16 protein-coding genes are annotated in these 19,266 nt (G+C 30.7%); 9 read left to right on the top strand and 7 right to left on the bottom strand.

What is annotated here, in order from left to right; genetic code table 11:
• Positions 1 to 1,221 (bottom strand): HD domain-containing protein, encoded by a 1,221-nt coding sequence (locus tag Q0857_RS11265; RefSeq protein WP_298535194.1) that lies wholly within the window; start codon positions 1,219 to 1,221, stop codon positions 1 to 3.
• A 37-nt stretch (positions 1,222 to 1,258) separates the two neighbouring features.
• On the opposite strand from Q0857_RS11265, the gene Q0857_RS11260 reads away from it, so the two are divergent.
• The 4 genes from Q0857_RS11260 (at position 1,259) to Q0857_RS11245 (ending at position 4,150) form a co-directional block, all read left to right on the top strand.
• On the top strand, positions 1,259 to 2,812 hold the full coding sequence (locus Q0857_RS11260; protein ID WP_298535193.1) for a bifunctional response regulator/alkaline phosphatase family protein: 1,554 nt from the start codon (positions 1,259 to 1,261) through the stop codon (positions 2,810 to 2,812).
• 96 nt (positions 2,813 to 2,908) lie between these two features.
• Positions 2,909 to 3,313 (top strand): tRNA (adenosine(37)-N6)-threonylcarbamoyltransferase complex ATPase subunit type 1 TsaE, encoded by a 405-nt coding sequence (gene tsaE, locus Q0857_RS11255; protein ID WP_298535191.1) that lies wholly within the window; start codon positions 2,909 to 2,911, stop codon positions 3,311 to 3,313.
• 200 nt (positions 3,314 to 3,513) lie between these two features.
• Positions 3,514 to 3,651 carry a hypothetical protein gene (locus Q0857_RS11250; RefSeq protein ID WP_298535189.1) on the top strand — a complete coding sequence of 46 codons (138 nt, stop codon included), beginning with the start codon at positions 3,514 to 3,516 and terminating at the stop codon, positions 3,649 to 3,651.
• Entirely contained in the window at positions 3,620 to 4,150 is a 531-nt protein-coding gene (locus tag Q0857_RS11245) for a hypothetical protein (RefSeq protein WP_298535187.1), read from the top strand. Before Q0857_RS11250 ends, Q0857_RS11245 begins: the two co-directional genes overlap by 32 nt.
• A gap of 11 nt (positions 4,151 to 4,161) precedes the next feature.
• On the opposite strand, the gene Q0857_RS11240 is transcribed toward Q0857_RS11245, so the two are convergent.
• On the bottom strand, positions 4,162 to 6,603 hold the full coding sequence (locus Q0857_RS11240; protein ID WP_298535184.1) for an outer membrane beta-barrel protein: 2,442 nt from the start codon (positions 6,601 to 6,603) through the stop codon (positions 4,162 to 4,164).
• A 191-nt stretch (positions 6,604 to 6,794) separates the two neighbouring features.
• Here Q0857_RS11240 and Q0857_RS11235 point away from each other — a divergent pair, with 191 nt between their 5' ends.
• From Q0857_RS11235 to Q0857_RS11220, 4 genes are all read left to right on the top strand, one after another.
• Complete coding sequence (locus tag Q0857_RS11235) at positions 6,795 to 7,994, top strand: alanine dehydrogenase (RefSeq protein ID WP_298535182.1); 1,200 nt, start codon at positions 6,795 to 6,797, stop codon at positions 7,992 to 7,994.
• 34 nt (positions 7,995 to 8,028) lie between these two features.
• Positions 8,029 to 8,400: a hypothetical protein gene (locus Q0857_RS11230; RefSeq protein ID WP_298535181.1), complete on the top strand. Its 372-nt coding sequence runs from the start codon at positions 8,029 to 8,031 to the stop codon at positions 8,398 to 8,400.
• A complete protein-coding gene (locus Q0857_RS11225; protein WP_367278094.1) occupies positions 8,327 to 8,995 on the top strand; it encodes a sugar transferase in 669 nt (222 codons plus the stop codon). The genes Q0857_RS11230 and Q0857_RS11225 overlap by 74 nt, the downstream gene beginning before the upstream one ends.
• Positions 8,996 to 9,088: 93 nt before the next feature.
• Positions 9,089 to 10,168, top strand: a complete 1,080-nt coding sequence (locus tag Q0857_RS11220) for an SDR family NAD(P)-dependent oxidoreductase (protein WP_298535174.1) — start codon at positions 9,089 to 9,091, stop codon at positions 10,166 to 10,168.
• Here the strand turns inward: Q0857_RS11220 and Q0857_RS11215 are convergent.
• Entirely contained in the window at positions 10,163 to 11,338 is a 1,176-nt protein-coding gene (locus Q0857_RS11215) for a proline dehydrogenase family protein (protein WP_298535167.1), read from the bottom strand. The two genes, Q0857_RS11220 and Q0857_RS11215, sit on opposite strands and share 6 nt — an antisense overlap.
• Positions 11,339 to 11,431: 93 nt before the next feature.
• Between Q0857_RS11215 and aroB the strand changes: the two genes are divergently transcribed.
• The gene (aroB, locus tag Q0857_RS11210; RefSeq protein WP_298535164.1) at positions 11,432 to 12,499 is read left to right on the top strand and encodes a 3-dehydroquinate synthase; all 1,068 of its coding nucleotides are present in this window, start codon (positions 11,432 to 11,434) and stop codon (positions 12,497 to 12,499) included.
• A gap of 88 nt (positions 12,500 to 12,587) precedes the next feature.
• On the opposite strand, the gene Q0857_RS11205 is transcribed toward aroB, so the two are convergent.
• The 4 genes from Q0857_RS11205 to Q0857_RS11190 are packed head-to-tail and all read right to left on the bottom strand — an operon-like array spanning position 12,588 to position 18,847.
• On the bottom strand, positions 12,588 to 14,948 hold the full coding sequence (locus Q0857_RS11205) for a tyrosine-protein kinase (RefSeq protein WP_298535161.1): 2,361 nt from the start codon (positions 14,946 to 14,948) through the stop codon (positions 12,588 to 12,590).
• Positions 14,949 to 14,956: 8 nt separating this feature from the next.
• A complete protein-coding gene (locus tag Q0857_RS11200; protein WP_298535157.1) occupies positions 14,957 to 15,727 on the bottom strand; it encodes a polysaccharide biosynthesis/export family protein in 771 nt (256 codons plus the stop codon).
• Positions 15,728 to 15,767: 40 nt separating this feature from the next.
• Complete coding sequence (locus Q0857_RS11195) at positions 15,768 to 17,720, bottom strand: nucleoside-diphosphate sugar epimerase/dehydratase (RefSeq protein ID WP_298535154.1); 1,953 nt, start codon at positions 17,718 to 17,720, stop codon at positions 15,768 to 15,770.
• Positions 17,717 to 18,847: a DegT/DnrJ/EryC1/StrS aminotransferase family protein gene (locus tag Q0857_RS11190; RefSeq protein WP_298535151.1), complete on the bottom strand. Its 1,131-nt coding sequence runs from the start codon at positions 18,845 to 18,847 to the stop codon at positions 17,717 to 17,719. The genes Q0857_RS11195 and Q0857_RS11190 overlap by 4 nt, the downstream gene beginning before the upstream one ends.
• Between the last annotated feature and the right edge of the window lie 419 nt (positions 18,848 to 19,266).

Raw genomic sequence — 19,266 nt, 5'->3', positions numbered from 1 at the left:
CTAAAGTTCGCCTTTAGGATAGCATATATAATATTTGGTAACTGGTTTTGATAAGGCTTTTAAATTTAACTGATCTGAAGCCTTAACAATGTCTTGTGTTTTTCCTGACTTTTGAAGAATCATTATACGCTTTGCGTTTAATTGATACGCTTGATTAGAAATACTTCCTGTAAAAACAAAGTAGTTAGCCTCTTCTCTAGTTACCTTGTGTTTTTCTATCATAAGACTTATATGTACTTCAAGTTTTTTTTGTTTGATTCGCTTATTCTTGATTTTGATTTTTGGTAAATTCCTATTGATAATCATATCACATAGTTTACTCAAAACAAAATCCTCATGGTATTGCCATTCCTTTATTGCAGATAGTACATCAAAGTCATCTAACTTAGCAAAAACATCAAGTGTCTCCGAATTAAAATTATCAATTGATATTTTGTTTTCGAAAAAAAACAATAGAGCATCTGAAGCTTTAAGTTCAATACCTAAATCGAAAAGTTCTTTAGCACGTTTTAACACTCTAATAAGTAACTGCTCTGCGGCCAAACCAGTTTTATGAAGGTAAACTTGCCAATACATAAGTCGTCTGGCGATTATAAACTTCTCTACGCTATAAATACCTTTTTCTTCAATAACTAACTCATCATCAACAACATTTAACATCGTTATTAAACGTTCGCTATTAATATTTCCCTCTGCCACACCTGTATAAAAACTATCGCGTTTAAGATAATCTGCTCTGTCCATATCAAGCTGCCCAGAAATTAATTGACACATGAACTTCCTGGAGTATTCACCTTTAAATATTTTTATAGCAAGCGTTAAACTTCCGTTAAATTCTACATTTAATTGCTCCATAAAAAACAACGAAATCTCTTCATGAGAAACGTTATTTACTATACTGTGTTCCATGGCATGCGAGAATGGCCCATGTCCTATATCATGTAATAATATAGCGACATAAAGCGCCGTTTCTTCTTCATCCGAAATCGCAACTCCCTTAAAACGAAGCACATTAACAGCTTGTTGCATTAAATGAACGCAACCTATCGCGTGATGAAATCTTGTATGATGTGCCCCGGGATACACCAAATAAGACATCCCCATTTGCGTAATTCTCCGCAAGCGCTGGAAGTATTTATGCTGTATTAAATCAAAAATAAGCGAATTTGGAATAGTAATAAATCCGTAAATTGGGTCGTTTAATATTTTAAGTTTGTTCAAACTTTATTTTTTAGCTTTAATATTACAAATATAACATATGAATACAATAAAAATACTTTGGGTTGATGATGAAATTGATTTATTAAAACCTCATATTCTATTTCTTGAAAAGAAAAATTATACAGTTTTAACATGTAAAAGTGGAACAGAAGCTATCGATATTTTAGATGAAGAAAATTTTGATATTGTATTTTTAGATGAAAACATGCCTGGACTTACAGGGCTTGAAACACTGAATGAAATAAAAGAAAAAAAAGACAGCCTTCCAGTTGTTATGATTACAAAGAGCGAGGAAGAATATATCATGGAGGAAGCCATTGGTAACAAAATTGCTGATTATCTAATAAAACCCGTAAACCCAAATCAAATTTTATTAAGCTTAAAAAAGAACTTAGACCATTCTAGACTAGTTTCTGAAAAGACTACATCAAACTACCAGCAAGAATTTAGAAAAATAGCTATGGATTTAGCTATGGTGAATAGCTATGAAGAATGGGTTAACTTGTATCAAAAATTAATCTATTGGGAAATTCAATTAGAAGATATTGAGGATGCTGGTATGTTTGAAATTTTAGAGTCTCAAAAAAATGAAGCCAATATTCAATTTGGGAAATTTATAGAAAAGAATTATGCCGATTGGTTCAGACCTAATACAGATTCCCCAATGATGTCTCATACTCTATTTAAGGAAAAAATAGTTCCTGAAATAAGCAAAGAACAGCCAACGGTTTTAATTGTTATAGATAATTTAAGATATGACCAATGGAAAGTGTTTGAGCCCATAATAAACAATTATTATAAAAAGGAACATGAAGAAGCTTTTTTTAGCATCTTACCAACCGCTACACAATATGCTAGAAATGCTATATTTTCAGGGTTAATGCCAAGTGATATGGAAAAGTTGTTTCCTGAATATTGGAAGAATGACACAGATGAAGGCGGTAAAAATTTGCATGAAGCCGACTTTTTAGAATCTCAGATGAAACGTTTAGGCTTAAACCATTTTAAATATGATTATCATAAAATAACAAACTTAAAAAATGGTAAAAAATTGGCAGAAAACTTTAAATCCTTAAAATTAAACGACTTAAGCGTAATAGTCTATAATTTTGTTGATATGCTATCTCACTCCAAAACGGAAATGGAAGTTGTAAAGGAATTGGCATCAAATGACAAAGCATACAGATCCTTAACATTAAGTTGGTTTAAAAACTCTCCATTGCTCGATATGATTCAGCAAGCGCAACAGTTAGGCTTCAAATTAATTTTAACAACAGACCACGGCACTATTAATGTAAAGAACCCTTCAAAAGTTATTGGAGACAAAGACACCAGCTTAAATTTACGTTATAAGACAGGGCGAAGTCTAACCTATGATAGCAAGGATGTTTTGGTCGCTAAAAATCCAAAAGAACTTCATTTACCAGCTATAAATATGAGTAGCTCATATATTTTTGCAAAGGGCGACCTGTTTTTTGCTTACCCAAACAATTACAATCATTATGTAAGCTATTTTAGAAATACTTACCAACATGGGGGTGTTTCTTTAGAAGAAATGATTATTCCTTTCGTAGTTTTTGATCCAAAATAACTCCACGAAATACACAAAACACCGATGAAATACCTAATTTATTAGGATTATTCATATTTTATGCTTAACATTGCCTACAAAATATAGGTTTTAATCTTGAAAATTACTTATAAACTAAATGATGCTGAGGCAGTTGCAAAGCAGCTTTTAAGGCAAGTAAAAAGTAAAACTTTATTGTTTTACGGGGATATGGGAGCGGGGAAAACCACTTTAATAAGTGCTATTGTAAAAGCTTTAGGTAGTAAAGACTACGTAAGCAGCCCAACTTTTTCAATAGTTAATGAGTATAGGGCTATGGATCATATTATATATCATTTTGATATGTACAGAATTGAAAGTATTGAGGAAGCCTATAATTTTGGCATTGAGGATTATTTAGAATCTGAAAGTTGGAAACTAATTGAATGGCCAAATAAGATTGAAGATATTTTATTTGATGATTTTGATAAAATAGAATTAGAATTAGGAACAGATAACTCGAGAATTTTATTTCTCGAATAAAACGCTTAACAATTAAAAGAACGGCAACAAAATGAGTAAATAAATAACATATTTTACCTCTAAAATTGAAGTTTTACGGGAAACCCATAACGAAAAAATGGAAAACTCTTGTTTTTAACATTTCTTTAACATTTTGTAAAAAACTTCAAGATAGGCTTTAGTTACATTTGGATTATTAATTAATTAAAATCCCTTATAAAATGAAAACTAAAAAGTACTTAATTGCAATAGCAATTTTCGGAGGCATGTTGTTTTTAGCTCAATCAGCTACAACTTACAATTTAGATGCACAAGAAACAGCAAAAATTGAAAAAGGTCCAAGAGCAATCATTAGATAAAGGAAATAAAAGCAATAAAGGTTTGATATTAGGTAGTATAATTGCTACACTTATATCATTAACCCCGTATTTATTTACTTTATACGAAAGTGTTCCAAAACAACGTGTTTGGAACACTTTTTTATTTACTTATGATAGTAGTGTTTGGTTGGACGCTAACTTTGCGATGTGGGTCTTTACAGGTAAAATTATTCCTTTATTTTTATTATATATTTGGTTCTTTACATGCAGACATTGGTGGTATCATTCATTATTAGTTCCAATTTCAATGTATATGTTTCACATCTTTGACGTATTTAATGCAGAAAATAAATACTTAGATGAATTCCAACTAATTTATATGATACCTATAATGGCTATTATTATTCCTTCCATTTATTTAATTAGGGCTCGTATATTTAATAGATTAAATTCAGCAAATAAAAGCATGCAAGAACTTGAAGATGAGCTTAAAATAACTCCAAAGAACTTTTGGGACAAAGTCAAGCAATATTTTTAACAGTAATAAAATTAAGGGTTTAAACGTACACGTTCTTCCATGTTTATCTCTTTTTTATTAGTTCTTAGCTTAGAATTACCAAACTTATAGTTAAATCCAAAAGTAATAAGCCTGTTTTCTCTATTATATTTAATAAATGAATCTTGATTTAAATACTTTGTAGAAGTATTAAAATTTTGTGTATTAAAAATATCTACAATACCTGCACTTAAAGAAGCCTTATTATTCCAAATACTTTTTTTAAAACTCAAATTCAACCCTGATCTAGAACTTGTATCAGTAGGACCATCGTTAGTTGGGGACCAATACACAAAAGAAACGTTTGCAATCAAGCTCTTATCTTTAAGAAAAGTAAAATCATTAGCAATTTCAGCATACAGAGACCATCTATCCCCAGTGAAGAGTGAATTATTATTATCAAGTAGAAAAAAATTATTTTTATAGTAGTAAATTGAAGACAGAATATATAAACTCCAATTATTTAAAACACTCTTGTAAGTTGTAAAATCTAAGCCATAAGAAATTGAAGTATCAGTGTTAGTGTTTTTATAGATCAATAATTCTTCATCATTATCTTGAAATATAAATTGAAGAATTGGGTTTTTTTCATGTCTATAATAAAGCTCAAATGTGTAATCTTGATTAAAAGTGTACCCAAGAATAAAAACATCGTCTATTTGTGGTTTTAAATTTGGATCACCGACCACATAGGCATTGTCATTCAAGAAATATTTAAATGGATTTAATTGATTGTATTTAGGTCTATAAATGCGTTTGTTGTACTTAAAATAAATTTCATTGTTCTCATTCAATACATTTTTAAAATAAAATGAGGGAAAAAACTTAACATAGTTTGAATTATTTATTTGATCTGTTGATATTGAGTTTCCTTTAATATTTGTATGTTCTATTCTTATTCCTGCTTTTAAGCTCCATCTATCCCATTTATTTGAATAATTTACATATCCTGCATAATTAGTTTCATCATATAAAAACGTATCAGAATTTGGTATATCTTCTTCAATACTAGCATTTTCAATTGTGAATTGATTTAATACATTATCAGAATTTATATCTGAAACTTTAATCCCAGCATCAAATAGACCAGACTCGTTAATTGGTATCGTGTAATCTATTTTGCCTGCATTCAGTTTAATTAATTGACTCGTAAAAGTTTGAAACCTATTTTCCAAAAAAGGGTTATCCGAATCTGGTAAAAAATAATCAGTATCAACATTTTGAAAACTAGCAAAATCATAATGAGTATGGTGAATATTTAAAGAGATTTTCTTTCCCTTTTTTTTAAATTTATGAATATAATCCAGGGTGAAAGCAAAATTAAAGGTTTCATCTACTTTCTTGTTTGTAGTATTAAAAAATGAAGTAAAAACACCCTCAGAATTAAAAACTTTAGTCCATGAGTCTGAGTAGAATTTTGTATTATCTCGTGGGGATATTAATGACATCATAGTGAAACCTATCCTGTTTCTGTCATTCAATTCATAGTCTATATTTGTATTAATATTTTGGTTCATTGATTTTTCAGTTCGATTAAAATCAGTATCCCATGAGGAATTAGTAATAAAATCATGTTCACCGTCTTTCTCTTTAAAATTAATTAACTCCTTTATTTGTAAAAAGTCTTTTCTTGGGCTAATACTATAACTTAAATAAGTGTTTAGCTTCTTAGTCTTAAAAAAATGACTGGTCCCAAAAGAATATTTAGGGAATTCTGTCCCATGCTTAAAATTACCAAAAACATCACCATTATAGCCTGAAATGATATTCTTTGAAGTAATAATGTTTAACACAGCCCCTCCCTCTGCATCGTATCTTGCAGAGGGATTATTAATAACCTCAATCGACTTTACATTAGTTGCTGATGTACCTTCCAAAAGTTGTTGAACTTCTCTAGACGATAAATACACCCTCTTATCATTTATGTATATCGTTGGAACTGATTGTTTAATTGTAATGTCCTCATTACTAACTAAAACACCCGGTGTTTGTTTCAATACATCCAAAACATTACTATTTGATAACGTTGAGTTTTCAATATTAAAAACTAATTTATCCACATATCGTTTTACTGTTGGGCGTTTTGCAATTACAGTTACGCCTTCAAGTTCTTCAATATTCTCTAAAAGGTATATTACTCCTAACTCAATATTATTATCGATTAAAATATCTCTTGAATATGATTTAAAACCTAAGTAACTAATATTTAAATTGTAATTACCCGTTTTTATACCTTCAATAATAAAAATACCAGATTCATTAGTCGTTGCTCCAATAGTAGGCTTGAGACCTTCAGGATCAATTAAAACTATATTGGCGTATGCTATAACATCGTCATTAGCATCGGCAAGAATCCCTCCAACAATATGATGTTCTTGAGAAGAAGATATCAATGAAAATAGAAATATTAAACAAAAAGGAATTCTATAAATCATGGAGCTGTGTATAAAACAAAATTAAAATATTTAATCGAAATAGTCCTGATGAAAAGCCACATTAAAAAATGTTTTTTTTCTTACATTATAAGTTATGGGTAACTCCACACGTATAAAAAGAATTATTTTATAGTTAGAGTTTAGCATTAAAAAATTTATTTGTAATTTGATTTTTATAAAGAAATCCAACCATGTCGAAACCACTTTCGCCTTTTACAAAACAACAGCTCCTTCCTCAAGAAGAAACCTTAGAAATATATAAAAAAAAAGGAGAGCTATTTATTGGAATACCTAAAGAAACCGCTTTTCAAGAAAAACGTATTTGCTTAACCCCCGACGCTGTTTATGCTCTAGTTAATAACGGACATAGGGTTTTATTGGAATCTGGTGCAGGAAATGGAGCTAACTTTAGCGATAAAGACTATAGCGAGGCAGGTGCAGAAATAACTAAAGATACTGCAAAGGTTTTTTCCTGCCCTATGATATTGAAAGTGGAACCACCTACCCTTGACCAAATAAAGTTAATTAACCCGCAAACTATACTAATATCTGCTCTCCAAATAAAAACCCAGACTAAAAAATATTTTGAAGCCCTGGCATCAAAACGTATTACCGCTCTGGCTTTTGAGTTTATTAGAGATACAGATGGGAGTTATCCCGCTGTTAAATCCTTAAGCGAAATTGCTGGTACAGCTTCTGTTTTAATAGCGGCTGAATTATTATCTGAAACCAAGAATGGCAATGGGTTAATGTTTGGTAATATAAGCGGTGTACCTCCTGTAGAAGTTGTTATTTTGGGTGCCGGAACTGTAGGTGAATATGCCGCAAGAAGTGCTATTGGACTTGGAGCTGGGATTAAAATTTTTGATAACTCTATTACTAAACTGAGACAAATACAAACGAACTTAGGGCGAACACTTTTCACTTCTACAATTCAACCAAAAAACGTTTTAAAAGCTTTAAAACGATGCGATGTTGTTATTGGGGCTGTAAGAGGAATCAATAGATCTCCAATTGTAGTAACCGAAGCTATGGTTGAGCATATGAAAAAAGGCGCCATTATTATAGACGTTAGCATTGATATGGGTGGATGCTTTGATACTAGTGAAGTAACCACTCATAAAAACCCAACATTTATTAAGCATAATGTAGTGCATTATTGCGTACCTAACATTCCTGCTAGGTACCCGAGAACCGCCTCGGTATCGATTAGTAATATTTTTACGCCTTATTTGCTTAAAATAGGTGAAGATGGAGGTATAGAAAATTCTCTGAGATTTGATAGAGGTTTGAAAAATGGATTGTACTTTTACCACGGAATTTTAACGAGTAAATCTGTTGGAGAATGGTTTGATTTAAAATATAGCGATGTTAACTTGCTCATATTTTAATAATCATTTTAAGATTACAACCTAAATCACATAAATGAAACTTATTCAGCGTATTGGCTACTATCTTGGTGGCTTTTCCTTGGGGTTAATAATTTTAGCTTTCTTTTTTAATGGAAAAAAAACATCGTGCAGCTATGGTCCCGAATCTAGAGTTTTAAAAAATATTACTTCTAAAAAAATTGTTTTAACTGATCTTTCAAGGCAGATTATTACTAACAAATCGATTGACACGAGTTTAATACGCTCTATATTGAAAAAAGGTGATATCAATTTTTCAGAAAGTATACCAAGAAATAAACCATGTGGAATGTATTTGGTTGAAAGTGAATTAAATGAGCAAAACCTTGTACTTACCATACAAAACTGTGATAGCATCGCAACTATTACAGATTTCAAAATTGAATAAGATGTTGAAACGTACATTCGATTTTGTCTTTTCTATACTAGGTTTAATAGTACTACTTCCCTTTCTACTAATTATCTGTTTATTAATTAAAATCGATTCAAAAGGACCCATTTTATTTAAACAGAAACGGGTAGGTAAACATAATATAGACTTTACAATATACAAGTTTCGCACAATGCGTATTCAATCTGATAAAAAAGGGTTACTTACAATTGGCAATAATGATTCTCGTATTACTAAAATAGGTTACTTTTTAAGACGATACAAAATTGATGAATTTCCGCAACTAATTAATATTATTAAAGGTGACATGAGTTTTGTTGGTCCAAGACCTGAACTTAGATATTATGTGAATTTTTACAACAAAAGTGATATGGAAATATATCGAGTAAGACCTGGCATTACAGGATTGGCCTCACTGAAATATAGAAACGAGGTAGAATTATTAAAACAGGCTGCAGACCCTGAAACATTTTTTATAGAAACCATTATTCCTGATAAGTTAAAATTCAACAAAGAATACATTAAAAAAAGTAACTTTTTCTTTGATCTTAAGTTAATAGCTCTAACTATAATAAAGGTTATTACCAAATAAGAATTATAATGAGCTTGATACAAGGCAAAATTACCTTAAATTGCGATTGTATTTCATCCTTAAAATTTACTTTTTGACGACATTATTAGTTAAATGAATAAAGCAACCTCCAGTCGCATAGATCATCTCATAAAAAGCAGTGGTCTTTTCTCTTTAAGTGTAAAACAAGATAAATATATAAGTGATTTTGATTTTTCAAATGAAACTATACTTATTACGGGAGCTGCCGGCTCCATTGGCTCTGAACTTTCCAAGCAACTCATGCAATGCGAATTCAAAAAGCTCATTCTTATAGACATAGCAGAATCTCCTTTGTACAGTTTAATTAAAGAATTAGAATCTCATTCTAATGCGAATATTAAATTTGTATTATTAAATATTAATGATAGAATTGCCCTGAATTGTCTCTTCGAAAAGTATAGACCATCAATGATTTTTCATACCGCTGCTTATAAACATGTGCCTTTAATGGAGCAAAATCCATATGAAGCGGTGAAAACAAATATTTTTGGCACAAAAAATCTAGCTGAATTATCAATAAAATATTTAGCGAAAAAATTTGTCTTTATTTCTACGGATAAAGCGGTTGATCCTATTAGTATTATGGGAACAACAAAAGCAATTTCAGAAAAGTATTTAAGAGGCCTAAACTTAATGAATACAAGCTCTTTTACTATAATAAGGTTCGGAAATATTATTGGATCAAATGGATCCTTATTACCATTACTAAAAAAACAAATTGAAGCGGAAGCCCCTATTACGATTACCAGTAAAGAAACATCTAGGTTTTTTATAACTCGACAATCCGCATGTTATTTAACACTTATGGCTTCAACTTTTGAAAGAACAGAAAACGATACGTTCATTTTAGAAATGGGGTCACCAATTAAAATTACGGACATTGTAAACCGGGTACTTCTAACCTATGAAAACACGAATCTACAAGTAAAAATAAAGTATATTGGACTACGACAAGGCGAAAAATTACATGAAAAACTAATTTCTAAAGATGAAACTATCCAACCTTCTGAAAATAAAAATATTTTTATAATTAAATCGAAAATAAATACCGAACGAAAAGTAATTAACTTTTCTTATTTAAAGGATATTTCGCCCTTTTATTCAAACGCTGAAATCAAATCAATTTTAAACAATTTTTATAAAAGCTTATAAGGATTTTCTGCGTTCTTTTTCTTTTGTAATTAAAGCAAGTTCCCGACCAGTTTGTCCCGCTACAGAGGTGTTCTCTTCAGCTCTTCTAATTAAATATGGCATAACATCTTTTACAGGTCCAAAAGGCATGTACTTGGCCACGTTATAACCTTTATTAGCCAAATTATAACTAATATGATCACTCATACCATATAATTGACCAAACCAAACACGGGGGTCATTGTTCAAAATTTCTTTTTCGGCCATTAAGTTCATTAGGAGGTACGAACTGTCTTCGTTATGTGTTCCTGCGAAAACAGACATACAATCTAAATTATCCAACATGTAATACAAACCCAAATTAAAATTCTCATCTGTAAGCGCCTTTGTTCTGCATATTGGAGATTCATAACCTTGCTCTTCGGCTCTTTCGTTCTCCTTTTCCATATATGCACCACGAACTAATTTGAAACCAAGAAAATAATTTTCTTTCCGTGCCTTTTCATGTTCTTCTTTTAAAAAAGTCATTCTGTCATGTCTATACATTTGCAATGTATTGTAAACTATAGGTTTTTCAGTATTATACTTTTTCATCATCTTTGTTACGAGATTATCCGCAGCTGGTTGTATCCAACTTTCTTCAGCATCAATTAAAATAGCTACATCAATAGATTTAGCTCTTTTACAAACAAGATCAAATCTTTTAACAATACGATTCCATTCTTTTTGCTCTTCTTCAGATAAAGAAATATTTTTACTTACTTTCTCATATAAACTAAACCTACCCAAACCAGAAGGTTTAAATACCGCAATTGGAATAGCATCAATCTCTTTAGCAAAATCGATAATCTTTAGAATTCTATTTTTTGCTTCATCAAATTCCAATTCATTGTCTTTGCCCTCCACAGAGTAATCTAAAACAGAACTTACACCTTTCCCATACATGCTTTCAATAACAGACAAACAGTCCTCTTCATTAACGCCTCCACAGAAATGATCAAAAACAGTTGAACGAATCAACCCTTCAATAGGTAAATGCGCTTTTAACGCAAAATTAGTTGCAGCCGTGCCTATACGAACCAATGGTTCTATAGAAATCATTTTGAATAAAAAATAAGCTCGCTCTAATTCTGAATCTTTTTTTAATGCAAAGGCTACTTCGGTATTATCAAAAATTAAATCTGTATTCATCAAAATAAATTTATAGAAATATAATTTTAGCTAAGTTATCATTTTATATAAAATCTCCTTAATTTCACAGCCTTAAAAAACAACTCTAATTTTATGGATTCTATTAAAGCAAATGATAGTATTATTCATTTTAACAACAATTGCTATAACTCTTTAAATGAGCATCTTAAAAATAATAATTTTTCTAAAATTTTTATTTTAGTTGATGATAATACCCATAGATTTTGTCTATCAATTTTATTAGAAAAAATCGAAACAACAATAACCATTGAAATTATTGAAATTGAATCTGGTGAAGAAAACAAAAATATAGATACATGTGTTGGTGTTTGGAATACACTTTCTGAATTAAATGCTGACAGAAAAAGTTTAATGATTAATGTTGGTGGAGGCGTTGTTACCGATTTAGGAGGGTTTGTTGCCTGTACGTTTAAACGAGGCATAGCTTATATTAATGTTCCTACTACCCTATTATCTATGGTTGATGCATCTGTTGGGGGAAAAACAGGTGTTGACCTAGAAGCTTTGAAAAACCAGATTGGTGTAATTAGTAATCCTGATTTAGTACTTATTGACACAAAACACCTTGATACTTTACCAAAAAATCAAATGCGTTCTGGTTTAGCGGAAATGTTAAAACATGGACTCATTACTGGTGAAACCTATTGGAATAAGTTTCTTAACCTCTCCAAGTTGTCTTTGGATGATTTAGATCAACTTATTTATGAATCTGTAGTTATCAAGAAAAATGTTGTTGTAACTGATCCTACTGAACAAGGCCTTCGTAAAACACTAAACTTTGGACATACACTTGGGCATGCTATAGAATCTTATTTTTTAAGTAATCCTAACAAAACAAGTTTATTACATGGAGAAGCCATTGTAGTTGGTATGATTTTGGCTTGTTATATCTCATCTGAACTAGTTAATTTTCCAAAACAACAAACCTTAGCCATTAAAGAATTATTTACTAATTATTATGGCAAAGTTAATATTGATGAAAGTGAGTATGGCGATATCATCAAATTACTTAAATATGATAAGAAGAACAATCATGGTAATGTAAATTTTGTGCTTCTTGAAGCTATTGGCAAAACTAAAATAGATTGCATAGTCCCTGAAAAAATTATAATTGATGCTCTTAAATATTATACTAGATAAATGTAAACAAACAGCGAGTAAAATAAAAAACTCGAAACTACATTTAGTTTCGAGTTTTTTATTTTAATGTTTATAGTTTCATCTCTAATTAAGCTTTCTTTTTCCAACTAAAAAAGCTTTTCTTTTCTGGTGCTCCGTAATACCCATATTTAGCTCCATAGCCAAAATTAGACTCCTTAACATCATTTACAACAATCATCATTTTATTCAATTTCTTTTCTGCGTGCAATTCCTTTGCAAAATTTAAAATTCGCTTTTCAGTATAACCGGCCCTCACCACAAAAATAGTATAAGCAGCATATTGACTAATTAATAGTGTATCGGTTACCAACATTGATGGTGCAGTATCTACAATAACAACATCATACTGCTCTGAGGCTATATCAAATAATTCCTTAACTCGATTACCCATTAATAATTCAGCTGGATTAGGCGGAATTCTACCAGATAATAAAACATCTATTGATATTCCATTAATCTCATGGCTACTAATGGTTTCATTTAATAAAATAGTGTCATCTGCTAAGTATTCAGAAAGCCCAGGTCTCTCACCTATATCCTCAATATTTGTGAAAATTTGTGGGTTTCGTAAATCCGAACCAATCAACAAGACTCTATTTCCTGAACTAGCCGAAGTTAAAGCTGTATTCATACTCACAAAAGATTTTCCTTCTCCATTTATAGTAGAGGTAACAAAAAATACATTGTTATTTTTTTTGATTTTATTTGCTCTTTTAACAAACTCAAAATTGGTTCTAATAATCCTAAATGATTCTGATAATACAGACCTATCATTAGATTTCACTAAACCATTCTCTACATCTTTAACAGCAGGGATCTCTCCTAGTATTGGTATGTTTTTAATTAAATTATCTAAATCCTCTTTATTATGAATTTTACTATCAAGTAAATCTGAGACATAAATAATAAGAAAAGGAAATAATAAACCAATAAGCATTGCACCAATAAACAATATAGATTTTTTACTCTTAACTGGTCCTAAGCTATACGCACGATCTATTATTTTTGCATTTGGCAAAGTAGTTGTTTGCGAAATTTCTGCTTCTTCTCGTTTCTCTAATAAATATAAGTATAAAGATTCCTTTATACCTTGCCTTCTCCCAATGGACATTAACTTACTTTCTTGAATTGGTACCGTAGAAATTTTTGAATTTATACTACTCAATTGATTTTGTAACCCTTTAAGTTGAATGTTTAATGTATTTATATTATTATCCACACTTACCCTCAAGTTCTCCTTAATAGAATTTAATGTTTGGTCTAAATCAATAACTACTGAATTATTTTCACCAGCACTTTTCAAAACAACTCTTCTCTTTTCTAGTAACTCATTATATCTAGATGATAAAGCAACTATAGAAGGATCACTTCCGCCTAAATTTGAAGGAAGATTTTCAAAAGTATTACTTTGAAGTGTTTTCTTCATATAATTAAGCATGTTTAATTGAATTCTTAATTCCTGTAACTGTTGCTCACTAGTTAAACTAGAACTAGACAGTATACCGCCTGTGGTAGATATATCTGTAATTTTATTTGAAGATTTATAGCGCACTATACTATCTTCTACGCTTACTAAATCCAAAGCAATACTCTCTACTCTTTCATTAATAAAGTCAGAGGTATTTCGCGCCCTTAACTTACTTTTCTCTAGGGTAGATAAATTATATTCATCAATTAAAGCATTTATTATGTCAATGGCTTTGCTCGTCTTCTCATTTTCATAATAAATATCTACAACTTTAGAGCCTTTAGTAGATGGAAATATAGAAATGCTCTGTTTTAATACTTCAGCAAGTAAATCAACGGCTGTTATACTAACCCTAATATCAGAATCAATAATGTTTACTAAATCATAATCCTTATTTGGAACAATTATCATGCCTCCAAAAGCATTAGGGATGGTGTCGCCAAAGCTATATTTCTTAATTACATCATCTTCGTTCGCCTTATACTCAAACTCTTTATTTGAAAGAACTTTTATTAAAAATTGTGCATTTGTATTACTTATAATAGAATCAGAGGCTAAAAAATTTATCGTAAAAGGTCTGTTTTTATAAATTTCTGCCTCAATTATATTTCCTACAGAAAAAAACTGAATATTAATTTCCAGTTTCTTAACAATATTCATTAATAAACTTCTTGAATTAATAACCTGTATTTCATCTTCAACCATAGCATCTTCTGCAGATGACATAATGGATATGTCTTTAAGGATATTGCTACCTGAATTACTGTCATTATCTAAAATCATTATTTTGGCTGTAGCAGTATACATTGGTTTTTCATACCTATTTATAACATAGGCTAGAGTGAGAAATACAAAGCAGCTAATCACAAACCACTTCCAATGTTTTGTATAGCTCGATACCAGTTTTTTTAAATCAAAACTTTGACCTCCATCTTCTAAACCATTCTTGTTTCCTTCCATATTCATAATTAGATTGAGAATAAAAGAATTATTGTTGCCGTTAAACCTAAAATAGAAGCTAAGACTCCAATCCTAGCATCCCCTGATGCCCGACTTACACCGAAACTATTTGGTTCAACATATACTACGTCATTTTGTGTTAAATAATAAACAGGTGAATTAAAAACTTCTTTACTTGTTAAATCTATTCTCGTATATGTTTTAGCGCCGTCAAAATCCCTAATAACCAATACATTATCTCTCTTTCCTGTAATAGCCAAATCTCCAGCAGCCGATAACGCTTCCAAAATAGACATGCGTTCACCAGTTACAGGGTAAACACCTGGGCGATTAACCTGACCAAAAATAGAAACACGATAATTATTTATTCTAATAATAACCACAGGATCTTTTAGAAGTTTACCTTCTGCAAACTTCTTCTTAAATAATTCCTTCGCTTCTCCAATAGTAAGCCCTTCCAACTTTACTTTACCCAAAACAGGGTAATCAATATTACCCTCAAAATCAATCAAGTAATCTACAAGTCGACCTCCTGAAGTTCCTGTGGACTCAATTAAGTTATAAGGCTCTGTAACAGTTAAATCGGGCGTTGAAATATAAATATTCAAAATATCTCCTGTCTTTAATCTAGCATTGAATGTGTTCGTATCTACAATAGTCTCAGCATTTTTTGCATTCTGAAAATACAACACATCCTTTTTCGTAGAACAGGAGGTGTTAATAACTGTTAATGCAAACACAAGACATACCAACTTGATTATAGCAATCGTTTTACTCATTGAACATAGGGTTTGGGGAAAGGTAATAAAATTTAATAACTTATAGGTTTCCGTAATGGTTTTCTAAATTAGTCTGAAGAAGCCCTTTAGCCTTTTTGTATATTTGAACTCTCTTATCAAATTTTTCGTAATCTGAATTATTAGATTTATATTCTGGAATTAACCGTTTCATTTTCATTACGATATTGTTATTTTGAAAACGGTTCGTTATACATAATTCTTCTATTTGAGTCTTTACTTTATTGTGATCTAACTCCCTTGTTTTGCTAATAAGAATTTTCTTATTATACGTTGATAAAGTATTTTCCCCGTTAGCCAATAATTCCTCATAAAGCTTTTCACCAGGTCTTAGACCAGTTATTTTAATATCAATATCTTCTGGATATCTCAAACCTGAAAGCTTAATCATATTTATAGCTAAATCAAAAATCTTAACCGACTCTCCCATATCAAAAATAAATAGCTCCCCTCCTTTACCCATAGTTCCTGCCTCTAGAACTAATTGAGACGCTTCAGGTATAGTCATAAAATATCTTGTTATTTCTTTATGGGTTAAAGTAAGTGGTCCTCCATTTTCAATTTGTTTTTTAAACAAAGGTATTACCGAACCATTTGATCCTAGAACATTACCAAATCTGGTAGTAATAAACTTCGTTTTACTTTCTTTTTGAAGGCAACTGATATACATTTCAGCCATTCTTTTTGTAGCTCCCATAACACTTGTAGGGTTTACTGCTTTGTCAGTAGAAACAAAAACGAATTTTTTAACATTATACCTTGACGCTGTATCAGCTAAAATTTTCGTTCCATTAACATTTATCTTAATAGCCTCATAAGGTGTTTGCTCCATTAAAGGAACATGTTTGTAAGCCGCGGCATGAAACACCATGGTTGGCTTATGCTTTTGAAAAATAGCATCAATTCTTAAGCTATCCCTAATATCGGCCACTATAGCAACATAATTATGCTTTCCAGCTCGTTTTAGATCCTGTTGAACATCATATAAAGGTGATTCTGCTTGGTCTACAAGTATCAGCTCCTTTACGTCAAAATTTGAAAGTTGTTTTACCAACTCGCTACCAATAGATCCAGCAGCTCCAGTAACTATTACTGTTTCTCCCCTAAATTCATTTAGTAAATTTGGATTATCAATTTCTATTGGAGCTCGACCAAGTAAATCTTCAATTTGCACTTTCTTAATTTGCTTAGCACTTAATTCTCCATTAATCCATTGTTCAATGGGTGGAATCTTAGTTATTTTTATATTACAGTCCACCAATTCTTCCACTAATGTTATTAGTTTTTTCGATTTAATAGTTTGAGAAGCAACAACAATTTCCTCTATATTATTAGTTTCCACATATCTTTTTGAAACTTGCTTACTGTTAAGTACAGGAATTCCATTAATCTTTTTTCCATTCTTTTGTGGGTTGTCATCTATAAAACCAATTACTTGATACGTTTTATTGACATTACTCACTAAAGCATTATATGTTACAATCCCCGAATCAGCTGCACCATAAATTAAAACGCGCTTAGTTGATTGAAATTTACATTTCAAATATTTATAGCCCATCTTAAAAATTAATCTACTTGCGCTAAGAACAACAAAGCTTAAAAGTGCATGAATTATAATAATTGAAAATGGAACTGTAAATCCTTTCACATACCCTAAAAATCTATTAATCAGCACCAATGAGATACATGTTAAAGACATTAAAGCTATTGCTCTAAATAAATTAACAACATCTGTAAACCCAGTATGACGAATAACACTTTTAAACGATCCAACAACTAAAAAACTAAAAGTAGCAATTAAAGCTAAGAACGGCAATTGCACCAATAATTGGGATAAATCAAAATTTAAAGTAAAATTAAATCTTATTAAATAAGCTGCTAAAAAAGTAACTAATACGATGGTTAAATCTATTCCAAATACCAACCATTTAGAAGCATATTTTTCAGAAAAATTAGTAAAGTATTTTTTTATCATAAGTTTGGGGTTTTTACAATTATATCTAGAATTCTATTCAAATCATTTCTACTTAAATTAGAACCACTTGGCAAGCACAAGCCTTTTTCAAAAAGTTCCTCAGATACACCATTTACAAAGTGTATACAATCTTTAAAAACTGGTTGCAAATGCATCGGTTTCCATAAAGGTCTAGATTCAATATCATCCTTAAGCAAGGCAAGCCTAATATGTTCTCTTTTCTCATAAGAATCAGTTTTTATGCAAGTAATCCATCTGTTAGAATAAAAACCATGAGGTTCATTCAAAAACTCAATCGAATTGTACCTTGACAATTCTCTCTTATAAAAATCATAATTACTTCTTCTAGCGCTAACTCTGTCATTAATAACTTCCATTTGACCTCTACCAATTCCAGCCAATACATTACTCAATCTATAGTTAAATCCTATTGAGGAATGCTCGTAATGAACAGCATTATCTCGTGCCTGAGTTGACAAAAACACAGCCCTATCTTTTAAAGACTGGCTTTTTGTAATTAGTGCGCCTCCTCCTGAGGTTGTTATTATTTTATTACCATTAAAAGATAATACACCCAAGTCAGAAAGCGCTCCACACGATTTACTGAAGTATTTACTTCCCAATGCTTCTGCACTATCTTCAATCACTGGAATACCATATTTATTCGCAATAGCATTTATTTCAGTTACCTTATAAGGCATACCATATAAGTGAACAGCAATTATAGCTTTAGGTTTTTTATATTTCTCAATCCTATCTTTAATCGCTATCTCTAACAATTCTGGAGACATGTTCCATGTATCTATTTCACTATCAATAAATACTGGAGTTGCACCTTGATAAATTATAGGGTTAGCAGAAGCAGAAAACGTAAAACTTTGACACAAAACTTCATCACCAACTGTAACGTCTAGCAATTGCAGTGCTAAATGAATAGAAGCTGTTCCAGAACTTAAGGCAGCAACATAGCGATCCCCTCCCAAATACGTTTCTAAATCGTCTTCAAAACCATTTACATTAGGACCTAAGGGCGCTATCCAATTTGTTTCAAAAGCATCACTAACAAAGTTTTGCTCTGTCCCTCCCATGTGAGGGGATGATAGATATATTTTAGTTTTAGTCAACATTAATTTTCAAATTTAAGCACAACGAATGCGTCATAGTTCTTTACCATGACTTATAAATCACAACATGTAATTCTGAATAATCCCGCTTTAGCATAAATAAAAACAAAATAATTTTATCAATAAAATTCAATTGATTTAAAAACAATTTCCCGTTTTCTATAAATAGGAAATTACAATGAGAGTTTGTTTTTTTTCAATTAAATTAATGTGCTATTAATCAATTCAATTATGTGTCTTTACGGTGTAAATTTAACAATTGTTTTAAAGCAGGTATTGCGCAATCTACGAAATTCGCTCAAACTGTAATTAAAATCGGTTAACTACATTGTTATAATTCAATAAAAGCAAAACTATGCATATCATCGAATTTTGATATTTTCAATTACCTCCTTTAACAAAATTATGAGTAATGCCAATTA

This window comes from uncultured Algibacter sp. (genome assembly GCF_947495925.1).
In the GTDB taxonomy this organism is placed as follows: Bacteria; Bacteroidota; Bacteroidia; order Flavobacteriales; family Flavobacteriaceae; genus Algibacter_E.
This window is presented reverse-complemented; position numbering and strand designations above follow the sequence as displayed.

What these genes read in the sequence shown, in the direction of transcription:
- Q0857_RS11260 (WP_298535193.1), top strand. Translation starts at nt 1,259, where the DNA reads ATGAATACAATAAAAATACTTTGGGTTGATGATGAAATTGATTTATTA.
- Q0857_RS11250 (WP_298535189.1), top strand. Translation starts at nt 3,514, where the DNA reads ATGAAAACTAAAAAGTACTTAATTGCAATAGCAATTTTCGGAGGCATG.
- Q0857_RS11240 (WP_298535184.1), bottom strand. Translation starts at nt 6,603, where the DNA reads ATGATTTATAGAATTCCTTTTTGTTTAATATTTCTATTTTCATTGATA.
- Q0857_RS11235 (WP_298535182.1), top strand. Translation starts at nt 6,795, where the DNA reads ATGTCGAAACCACTTTCGCCTTTTACAAAACAACAGCTCCTTCCTCAA.
- Q0857_RS11230 (WP_298535181.1), top strand. Translation starts at nt 8,029, where the DNA reads ATGAAACTTATTCAGCGTATTGGCTACTATCTTGGTGGCTTTTCCTTG.
- Q0857_RS11225 (WP_367278094.1), top strand. Translation starts at nt 8,327, where the DNA reads ATGAGCAAAACCTTGTACTTACCATACAAAACTGTGATAGCATCGCAA.
- Q0857_RS11220 (WP_298535174.1), top strand. Translation starts at nt 9,089, where the DNA reads ATGAATAAAGCAACCTCCAGTCGCATAGATCATCTCATAAAAAGCAGT.
- Q0857_RS11215 (WP_298535167.1), bottom strand. Translation starts at nt 11,338, where the DNA reads ATGAATACAGATTTAATTTTTGATAATACCGAAGTAGCCTTTGCATTA.
- aroB (WP_298535164.1), top strand. Translation starts at nt 11,432, where the DNA reads ATGGATTCTATTAAAGCAAATGATAGTATTATTCATTTTAACAACAAT.
- Q0857_RS11205 (WP_298535161.1), bottom strand. Translation starts at nt 14,948, where the DNA reads ATGGAAGGAAACAAGAATGGTTTAGAAGATGGAGGTCAAAGTTTTGAT.
- Q0857_RS11200 (WP_298535157.1), bottom strand. Translation starts at nt 15,727, where the DNA reads ATGAGTAAAACGATTGCTATAATCAAGTTGGTATGTCTTGTGTTTGCA.
- Q0857_RS11195 (WP_298535154.1), bottom strand. Translation starts at nt 17,720, where the DNA reads ATGATAAAAAAATACTTTACTAATTTTTCTGAAAAATATGCTTCTAAA.
- Q0857_RS11190 (WP_298535151.1), bottom strand. Translation starts at nt 18,847, where the DNA reads ATGTTGACTAAAACTAAAATATATCTATCATCCCCTCACATGGGAGGG.